The sequence below is a fragment of the Amycolatopsis sp. NPDC059027 genome, from assembly GCF_042739735.1.
GTDB lineage: Bacteria > Actinomycetota > Actinomycetes > Mycobacteriales > Pseudonocardiaceae > Amycolatopsis.
In genome coordinates this window covers 1-8,993 of record NZ_JBHYIK010000030.1, presented here as the reverse complement: position 1 = coordinate 8,993, position 8,993 = coordinate 1, and the positions used below count along the sequence as shown (strand labels likewise).

The window sequence follows — 8,993 nt, the reverse complement described above, 5'->3', positions numbered from 1 at the left end:
TACCACCCCCTCAACAACAAAAACACCAACCACAACAACCCCGGGGCCAGGGCGTTTTCGGGGCTTTTTTGTGCTTGGGTGTCCGACAAATGCCCCCTTCAGCGGGTGCTATCGGAGGAAAGTCCCCTTCAGCTCAGGTCCACATAGGACTCGACGGCGTCGGCGGCGGCGCGAACACCGCCGTGGGAACGGATCTCCGCCTTCAGCTCGGCCAGCCGCGCGGCGACGGCGGGAGAGCCCGCCACCTCGTCGACGGCGGACCGCAGCGTTTCGGCGGTGACCTCCTCGGCGGGCAGATGCTTGCCGACGCCCAGTTCCTCGAGCTTCGCCGCGTTGCCGAACTGGTCGGCGGCCTGCGGGATCGCCACGGTCGGCACGCCGTACCACAGCGATTCCGTGCAGCCGCCCATCCCGGCGTGCGTGATGAACGCCGACGCCGCTTCGAGCACCGCGAGCTGCGGGACCTGCGGATACGCCTCGAACGACGCCGGCAGTGGCCCGAGGTCGGCCGGGTCGACGTGCTTCCCGATCGACAGCACTACGTGCCAGTTCGAGTCGGCGAACGCCTCGATGCACGCGCGATAGACGTCGAGCTGATCGTTGTACGCCGTGCCGAAGGAGACGAGCAGGACCCGTTTCCCGTCAGTGGGCGGGGTCCAGCTCCGATCGGCGAGCCTGCGCTCGTCCAGGCACGGCCCGACGAACCGCACGGCGCCGGAGACGCGATCGGCGTTGGGCTGCATCGCCCTCGGGATCAGCGAGAGCACGTGCTCCGGCAGTGAAATCCAGTCCCACGGGTCCTGGTCGATGCCGTTTTCCTTCAGCCAAACAGAATAAGCAGCATGATAGTCCTTTCCGGACGGTGAGTTCCTGATCGGTTCCAGAACCTCTGCCATGTCCTCGTTGTAGCCCTCCCACGCCACGAGCGTCGGCGACAGCTGGACCGCCGGGACGTCGTAGCGCCGCCCGAGCACCGGGGCGGGCAGGCCGCCGATGTCGTAGAGCAGCAGGTCGGGCCGGTCGTGGTCGTAGACCTCGGTCAGCCGCGGGAAGATCGCGATGGCCTCGTCGAGGAACACGCGCATGGCTTCGGCGGGTTCCTCCGGCCACACGGCGGCCTCGCCGAGCGGGAAGGTCGTCGGATGGGTGACGACCTCCGCGCCGGTCGGGGCGACCAGGCCGGCCAGCGGCTCACCGACCACGTAGCTGACCCGGTGGCCCCTGGCGACCAGCTCGCGGATGACGCCCAGCGAGGGGTAGACGTGGCTCGGCGCGGTGCAGCCGATCATGGCTATGTGCTTCTGCGAACGCATGAAAGTCCTTTACCGGTAACGGAAGAAGTACGTGGACGGCGTGCAGAAGAAGGGGGCCTTACTCGAACGCTGGACCACGGGCTGGGGGTCCGGGGGCGAAGCCCGCCGGGCGGGGTTTGGGGGTTGCACCCCCGGAAGACATGCGAAACGCCAAGGGCTCGCGCTTTCCGCGAGCACGACCCGCCGATGCGTGAGCCCGGCGGTCACGCCGTCTCAGGACAGCCGCAAGCGCGCGAAGTAGATCAACATGGCTTCACCGTATCCGCGTCGGCGGCAGCATGCCACTCGGTTTTTTGCCGGATTGATCCGGACTTCCCGTCCATCTTTAGTAGGGCTTTCGGCCCAACTACGCCGCGAAGCCGTCCGCGGGCGGCCGGTCCGGTTTATGGTGCACCCGCTTCCACTGTGGGAGAAAGGGAGAAATTCGTGAGACGAGCTGTTTTCGCCGCGGTGGCCGCTGCCGCGCTGGCCTCGACGCTGGCGGTCGCCCCGGCCGCGAGCGCCGACCCCGCGCCCGCCGCAGCGCCATCCCCGATCGCCTGGGGCGCCTGCGCCGACCAGGCACTGACGGCCGCCGGCGCCCAATGCGGCTACCTCTCGGTTCCGGTCGACTACGCCAAGCCATCGGGCGAGAAGATCCAGCTCGCGCTGAGCCGGATCCAGCACAAGACGCCGGAGGCCCAGTACCAGGGCGTCATGCTCACCAACCCCGGCGGCCCCGGCGCTTCCGGGCTGCGGCTCGCGCTGGCGGGCAAGCGGGTGCCGAACCACGCCGGTGACGCCTACGACTGGATCGGCTTCGATCCGCGGGGTGTCGGGAGCAGCAAGCCCGCGCTGTCGTGCGAGCCGAACTACGCGGACTACAACCGGCCGAACTATCTCCCGCTGACCCCGGGCATGGAGAAGGTCTGGCTGGACCGGACCAAGGCGTACGCCGAAGCCTGCGGGAAGAAGAACCCGCGCGCGTTGCTGGAGAACATGAAGACCACCGACACCGTGCGCGACATGGACAGCATCCGTGCCGCGCTCGGCGCCGAGAAGGTGAACTTCTACGGGTACTCCTACGGCACCTACCTCGGCCAGGTCTACGGGACGACGTACCCGCAGCGTGTGCGCCGGATGATCCTCGACTCCACGGTCGACCCGCGCGACGTCTGGTACAAGGCCAACCTGAACCAGGACGTCGCCTTCGACGTCAACCTCAACATCTGGTTCGGCTGGGTCGCGAAGCACGACGACGTCTATCACCTCGGCACCACCCAGGACGCGGTCAAGCGGGTGTTCGATGAGCAGCTGCTCAAGGCCTCGTTCAACCCCGCCGGTGGCGTGATCGGGCCGGACGAGCTGATCGACGTCTTCCAGCAGGCCGGGTACTACCAGCTGCGCTGGACGTTGCTCGGTGACGCGCTTTCGCGGTACGTCAACAAGGGTGACTGGCAGAACCTGAAGACGCTGTACGAGAACTTCGGCGGCCGCGGCGACGACAACGGCTACGCCGTCTACCTCGCCGTCCAGTGCACCGACGTCCAGTGGCCTGCCAGCTGGAACCGCTGGCGTGCCGACAACTGGCGCACCTTCACCAAGGCGCCGTACTTCACCTGGCAGAACGCCTGGTACAACGCGCCGTGCACGAACTGGCCGGTGAAGCCGGGCAAGCCGGTGAACGTGCAGGGCAAGGGTGTCGAGAGCGTGCTGATGATCGACGAGACGCTCGACGCGGCGACGCCGTTCGAAGGCAGCCTCGAGGTGCGCAGCCGCTTCCCGGGCGCGGTGCTGATCGCCGAGCCGGGCGGGACGAGTCACGCGATCACGCCGCGCGGAAACGCCTGTGTGGACAACAAGATCGCCGACTACCTCGCCACGGGCAAGCTGCCGGACCGCAAGCCGGGGCGTACGGCCGACGTCGAATGCGCGCCGCTGCCGCAGCCGACGCCGCCCCCGCCGACGGCGGCCAAGTCGGAGGTGCCCGCGAAGCAGAGCGCGCGGGTGGAGCAGCCCCTCTTCGGCTGACCGTTTGACCACGGTGAACGCCCCGGCGACTTCGCGTCGCCGGGGCGTTCGTTGTGTCCGGGACCATTGGCGCTTTTCTTCGCAGGGAACTTTGTGTTACAAAGTTCCTATCGACTTTGTGGTCCAGAGTGGTTCAAGGGGGAAAGCATGGGGGCGGAAACCGAGGGGCCCGCGTTCAGTCTGCACGGTCTGACCAGGCGGTTCGGCGACGTACTGGCGGTGGACGGGGTCTCCGTCGAGGTCGCGCGTGGCGAGGTCGTCGCGTTGCTGGGGCCCAACGGCGCGGGCAAGTCGACCACGGTCGACCTGCTGCTCGGCCTCGCCAGGCCGGACGCGGGGGAGGTCCGGGTCTTCGGCGGCGAGCCGAGGACGGCGGTGGAGAAGGGCCGGATGGCCGCGATGGTGCAGAACGGGACTCTGCTGCGGGACCTGACCGCGGCCGAGCACGTCGCGCTGGTGCGTTCGACGCACGAGCGGCCGCTTCCGGCGAAGGACGTCATGGCACGGGCCGGGATCACCGGCTTCGCGAACCGGCGCTGCGGCAAGCTCTCCGGCGGGCAGCAGCAGCGGGTCCGGTTCGCGATGGCGCTGGCGGGGGATCCGGACCTGCTGGTGCTCGACGAGCCGACGGCCGCGCTCGACGTCGATGGCAGGCGCGAGTTCTGGACGTCGATGCGGGAGTTCGCCGCCTCCGGCCGGACGGTGCTGTTCGCGACCCACTACCTCGCCGAGGCCGAGGACTACGCCGACCGCGTCGTGCTGATGCGGCACGGCCGGATCGTCGCGGACGGGCCGGTCGCCCAGGTGCGGGCCGCCGTCGCGGGCCGGGTGCTGCGGGCCGTCGTGCCCGGCGCGTCGGAGGCCGGGCTGGCCGCGATCCCGGGGGTGTCCACCGTGCGGCTGCGCGGGGACCGCGCCGAACTCGCGTGCGCCGATTCCGACGCCGCCATCCGCGGGCTGCTGGCGGCGTTCCCGCTCTCGGCCGATATCGAGATCACCGCCGTCGGACTGGAAGACGCGTTCCTGGCACTGACCTCCGGCAACGCCGCCGAGCCGCAGGGAGCCCTCCGATGAACGCGACCTACCTGCGCCTGGAGATCCTGCGCATCGCGCGCAGCCCGCAGTTCGCGATCTTCACCATCGGCATGCCGCTGGTGATGTTCCTGCTCTTCGGCGGGCTGTTCGGCGACAACGTCACGCCCGACGGCGTCAAGGCGGGTGTCGTCACGATGGTCAACATGGCCGCGTACGGGGCGATGACCGGCGCGTTGTTCACCGGCGCGCGAGTGGCCACCGAGCGCACCGAAGGCTGGCAGCGTCAGCTGCGGGTGACGCCGATGCGCGCGCCCGGGTACCTCGCGGTGAAGGTACTTTCGGCGATGGCCGTGGCCCTGCCGGTGATCCTGATCATCTTCGCGGCGGGCCTGATCCGCGGCGAACACCTCACACCGGCTCAGTGGACGGCGGCGCTGGTGTCGCTGTGGGCGGGAGCCCTGCCGTTCGCGGTACTGGGCCTGCTGGCCGGACTGCACGGCAAGGGCGACACCGTCGGCGCGGTCACCGGGGCGCTGATGCTGCCGCTGGGCATGTTCGGCGGGCTCTGGATGCCGCTGGAGATGCTGCCCGACTGGATGGGCACGGTCGCGCGTTTCCTGCCGTCGTACTGGCTGGGCACCCTCGGCCGGGCGCCGCTCACCCACGGTTCCGGGACGGGGATCGCGGTACTGGTGCTGGCCGCGTGGCTGGTGGTGCCCGCGCTGGTGGTGCTGCGGCGGTTCCGGCTGGACACGGCGAAGCTGTGAGTACGTGTTAACTTCCGTGCTGTCTGGGGGTCAGCATTGGCAGGAGGGGCGAGCAGGGTGGATGACGAAGCCGAACCGATGTCGGCGGAAGAGTCGCTGAACCTGATCGCTCAGCAGAAGGAGCGGCTGCGCCGGGAACTGCGGTTCGAACCGGCGCGGCTGCTCCTCGTCTGGGGTGTGGCCTGGCTCGTCGGCTGGGGGCTGCTGTATCTGGCCATCACGCGGGCGTTCGTGCCGGTGTGGCTCGGGATAGTCGTGGTGGCGGCGTTGTTCGTGGCCGCCATCGGCTATTCCGCGTTCTACGGTGTCCGCCGGAGCCGGGGGATCCGCGGGCCGTCGCGGCTCAGTGGCGCGCTGTACGGCTGGAGCTGGGGGATCGGCTACTTCGGGCTGTGGGTGGTGAACGTCCAGATCGGACGGCTCGGCCTGCCCGATGGCGCGGTTTCCCTGCTGTGGTCGGGAAGTTCGCTGCTGCTGACCGGCGTGCTCTACCTCGCGGGCGGCGCGATCTGGCAGGACAAGCTGCAGTTCGGCCTCGGCCTGTGGATGATCGTCTCGGCCGCGGCGAGCGTGTTCGCCGGATATCCGGGCAACTTCCTGGTGCTGTGCCTGTGTGGCGGCGGGGGATTCCTGCTCGCCGCGCTGGTGTACGTCGTGCTGGAACGGCGCGGGCACACGGTGCGCAGGCGGAACCCATGAGCGAAGCTTGCGAGCGAATCATCGACATCATGCGCCAAAAAGGATCGAACACTGTCTCGCGAAGCGAGTCGATCGCATGAGCGAGCAGGAGCTTCCCCAGCTCGACCCGGTGATCCACGCGCAGGCGCGGCTGCGCGTCACGGTCGCGCTCGCCGGGCTGCACACCGACGACCAGATCACCTTCCCGCGCCTGCAGCAGCTGCTCGACATGACCCCGGGGAACCTCTCGACGCACCTGCGGAAGCTGGAGGACGCCGGGTACGTCGAGATCACCAAGGCCTACGAGCACCGCACGCCGGTGACGCTGGTGCGGCTCACCGCGCGCGGGCGGGTCGCGTTCGAGGACTACACCCGTGCGTTGCACCGGCTGCTGGAGGTGCCGGGGGCTGGGCAGTGAACCGCTGGGTGATCCACCTCGACCTCGACGCCTTCTACGCCTCGGCCGAGCAGCTGACCCGGCCGACGCTGGCCGGGCGCGCGGTCGTCGTCGGCGGGACTGGGCCGCGTGGCGTCGTTTCCGGGGCCAGCTACGAATCCCGGGTCTACGGCGTGCGGTCGGCGATGCCGATGTCGCAGGCGCGGCGGTTGCTGCCCGCGGGCGGGGTGATCCTGCCGCCCCGGTTCCGGGTGTACGAACTGCTGAGCAAAGAGGTCTTCGACGTCGTCGGCGAGTTCGCGCCGGTGCTCGAACGGATCTCGCTCGACGAGGCCTTCGCCGAGCCGCCCGATCTGGCCGGCGCGGGCGTCGAGACGGTGACGGAGTTCTGCGAGCGGCTGCGGGCGCGGATCCGTTCGGCGACCGGGCTTGTCGCGTCGATCGGCGCGGGCACCGGGAAACAGGTCGCGAAGATCGGTTCGGACGAGGCCAAACCGGACGGTCTGCTGGTGGTTCCGCCGGGCACCGAACGGGAGTTCCTCGCCCCGCTGCCGGTGCGGGCGTTGTGGGGGATCGGCCCGGTGGCCGAGTCGAAACTGCGCGTCATCGGCGTGCAGACGCTGGGGGAGCTGGCCGCACTGTCCGAAGCGGACGCCGTCGCCACGCTCGGCGGCGCTGTCGGGCGGGAGTTGCGACGGTTGGCCGGGGGAGCCGACGACCGGCCGGTGGCCGAACGCGGTGAGGCCAAGCAGGTCAGCGCGGAGACGACGTTCGACGTCGACATCAAGGATCTCGTTTCGTTGCGCGCCGAGATCCGCACGATCGCCGCCGGGGCGCACAAGCGGCTGACGCAGGCGGGGCGGGTCGCCCGGACCGTGGTGATCAAGCTGCGGCACACCGACATGAGCACGGTGACCCGGTCGGAGACCACGGCGTCGCCGACCGACGACCTCGACCAGCTCACCGCCACCGCGGAACGGCTGCTGCTGGATCCCGCGGAGTTCGGCGGGGTGCGGCTGGCCGGGGTCGCGTTCAGCGGCCTTTCCGTGCCGCATCAGGACGCGTTGTTCACCCTGACAGTGTCCACACCGGACACTCCGGCCACCGCGGCTCCTGTGGCTCCCGCCGACCCCGTGCCGTCCCCTGCCCCCGACGTCCCCAGCACCTGGCGCCCCGGCGACGACGTCGCCCACGACGAACACGGCACCGGCTGGGTCCAGGGCGCGGGCCAGGGCCGCGTCACCGTCCGCTTCGAAACCCGGACCTCCGGCCCCGGCACCGTCCGCACCTTCGCCCAGTCCGACCCGGCCCTCCACCGCGCCGACCCCTCCGCGTGTCTCGCGTGATCACGCGAGATCTCCGTTCAATCACGCGAGTGCGCTGCTCAATCACGTGAGGTCGCCGGAACGGGACCGCAGCCGGGGGTGAGGTTGGCTACTTGCTGGCCTGCCAGGAGGAAGGCGCCGACGCCGTAGGCGGCGGTGTCGGCGGGTTTAGCGGGGCCGGGGGCGGCGCCGACGGGCTGGACGTAACCGAGGCGGCCATCGGGGTGCAAAGCCTTGGTGGACAAGGCTTTCCAGCCGCGGTCGACGGCCGGGCGGAAGCGGGCCGCGTCGAGGATCCCGGCGTTGACGCCCCACGCGAGGCCGTAGGTGAACATCGCCGTCCCGCTGCTTTCCGGGCCGCCGTAATGCCACGGCCGCAGGAGATCGGAGTTCCAGAACCCGTCACCGCGCTGCGCGAACCGCAGTGTGTTAGCCATCTTCGTGAACACCCGCAGGTACTCCGGCCGTCGCGGATCCGACGCGGGCAGCACCTGCAGCACCTTTGTCAGCGCGGCCAGCGCCCAGCCGTTGCCACGCGACCAGAACGTCCCGGTGCCGACGTAGCGCGCGTCGCGGTACCACAGGCCGGTGGCCTCGTCGAACAGCCCGACCTCCTTTTCCGCGTGATGGAACAGCTTCTGCATTGTGTCCAAAATGGACTCGTTGTGGTCGAGGAGGCCGATCCTGGCGAACGACGGCATCGCCATGTTCAGCGCGTCGACGTAGTTCCAGTAGTCGTCGTGGCCCTGCGCGACACTGGTGACCTCGGCGGAGATCCGGGCCCGCAGATCGGCGAGGATCGGCGGATCCGGGTGGAAATACGTGTACAGGTCGAGGTAAGCCTCGCCCGCCGCCTCGAAATCCGGGAAGAACGGGCGTTTCGGATCGTTCTGCAGGAGGTAGCCGTTGGCCTTCGCCCACGGCAGTGTCTTGTGGTTCGACACCCCGGTCGTCCGCACCGTGGCCAGGTTCCCGACGTGGAACGTCGCGTTCTGCCAGTCCGGCGCGGCCAGGTTCGTCCCGTGCTCGAGCCAGTGGTTCCCGGCGGACACCATCGCGTCGGCCACCGCGCACGACGCCGGTGCCGCCTCGGCGGCCGGGGCCGTCACCAGGGTGCCGGTCAGCACCGCCGCCGTGATCAGCCCACGGCTTCCCAGAAAACGCATTCGCGCGTACTCCTCAGCAGGTTCGCGGCGGCGGAACGGGGATACCGCAACGACTTTCGTGCGTCCCGCTGAGGGTGTCAAGAGACCGGTGACCGGGACGGGTGCGTGCTTGGGGGCGGAACTCGCGTGATTGGAAGGAGAACTCGCGTGATGGGAGGGAGAACTCGCGTGATCAGACGGAGAACTCGCGTGCGCGAACGTGGGACTCGCCGACAGCGGCGCGTGCGTCGGGGGGTCGCCACACCGCCGGGTGGGGGGGGCGCCCCCGCCGCCCCGCCCCCCCCCCGGTGCCCCCAAAAGCC

At 69.7% G+C, this 8,993-nt stretch carries 8 protein-coding genes; 6 read left to right on the top strand and 2 right to left on the bottom strand.

What is annotated here, in order from left to right; genetic code table 11:
• Positions 1–128 precede the first annotated feature (128 nt).
• On the bottom strand, positions 129–1,313 hold the full coding sequence (locus ACFWY9_RS21460) for a macrolide family glycosyltransferase (protein ID WP_378339729.1): 1,185 nt from the start codon (positions 1,311–1,313) through the stop codon (positions 129–131).
• A gap of 426 nt (positions 1,314–1,739) precedes the next feature.
• Here ACFWY9_RS21460 and ACFWY9_RS21455 point away from each other — a divergent pair, with 426 nt between their 5' ends.
• The 6 genes from ACFWY9_RS21455 (at position 1,740) to ACFWY9_RS21430 (ending at position 7,546) form a co-directional block, all read left to right on the top strand.
• Positions 1,740–3,323: an alpha/beta hydrolase gene (locus ACFWY9_RS21455; RefSeq protein WP_378322800.1), complete on the top strand. Its 1,584-nt coding sequence runs from the start codon at positions 1,740–1,742 to the stop codon at positions 3,321–3,323.
• Between the two features lie 147 nt (positions 3,324–3,470).
• Entirely contained in the window at positions 3,471–4,397 is a 927-nt protein-coding gene (locus ACFWY9_RS21450) for an ABC transporter ATP-binding protein (RefSeq protein ID WP_378339727.1), read from the top strand.
• Entirely contained in the window at positions 4,394–5,125 is a 732-nt protein-coding gene (locus tag ACFWY9_RS21445; RefSeq protein WP_378339726.1) for an ABC transporter permease, read from the top strand. Before ACFWY9_RS21450 ends, ACFWY9_RS21445 begins: the two co-directional genes overlap by 4 nt.
• Before the next feature lie 57 nt (positions 5,126–5,182).
• Positions 5,183–5,824 (top strand): hypothetical protein, encoded by a 642-nt coding sequence (locus ACFWY9_RS21440; RefSeq protein ID WP_378339724.1) that lies wholly within the window; start codon positions 5,183–5,185, stop codon positions 5,822–5,824.
• Between the two features lie 76 nt (positions 5,825–5,900).
• Positions 5,901–6,221: a winged helix-turn-helix domain-containing protein gene (locus ACFWY9_RS21435; protein ID WP_378322796.1), complete on the top strand. Its 321-nt coding sequence runs from the start codon at positions 5,901–5,903 to the stop codon at positions 6,219–6,221.
• A complete protein-coding gene (locus ACFWY9_RS21430; protein ID WP_378339722.1) occupies positions 6,218–7,546 on the top strand; it encodes a DNA polymerase IV in 1,329 nt (442 codons plus the stop codon). The genes ACFWY9_RS21435 and ACFWY9_RS21430 overlap by 4 nt, the downstream gene beginning before the upstream one ends.
• Before the next feature lie 38 nt (positions 7,547–7,584).
• On the opposite strand, the gene ACFWY9_RS21425 is transcribed toward ACFWY9_RS21430, so the two are convergent.
• On the bottom strand, positions 7,585–8,691 hold the full coding sequence (locus tag ACFWY9_RS21425) for a glycoside hydrolase family 88 protein (protein WP_378339720.1): 1,107 nt from the start codon (positions 8,689–8,691) through the stop codon (positions 7,585–7,587).
• Positions 8,692–8,993 lie beyond the last annotated feature (302 nt).

Bases quoted from the DNA above. Each gene is read 5' to 3' on its own strand.
- ACFWY9_RS21460 (WP_378339729.1), bottom strand. From the start codon at position 1,313: ATGCGTTCGCAGAAGCACATAGCCATGATCGGCTGCACCGCGCCGAGC.
- ACFWY9_RS21450 (WP_378339727.1), top strand. From the start codon at position 3,471: ATGGGGGCGGAAACCGAGGGGCCCGCGTTCAGTCTGCACGGTCTGACC.
- ACFWY9_RS21445 (WP_378339726.1), top strand. From the start codon at position 4,394: ATGAACGCGACCTACCTGCGCCTGGAGATCCTGCGCATCGCGCGCAGC.
- ACFWY9_RS21435 (WP_378322796.1), top strand. From the start codon at position 5,901: ATGAGCGAGCAGGAGCTTCCCCAGCTCGACCCGGTGATCCACGCGCAG.
- ACFWY9_RS21425 (WP_378339720.1), bottom strand. From the start codon at position 8,691: ATGCGTTTTCTGGGAAGCCGTGGGCTGATCACGGCGGCGGTGCTGACC.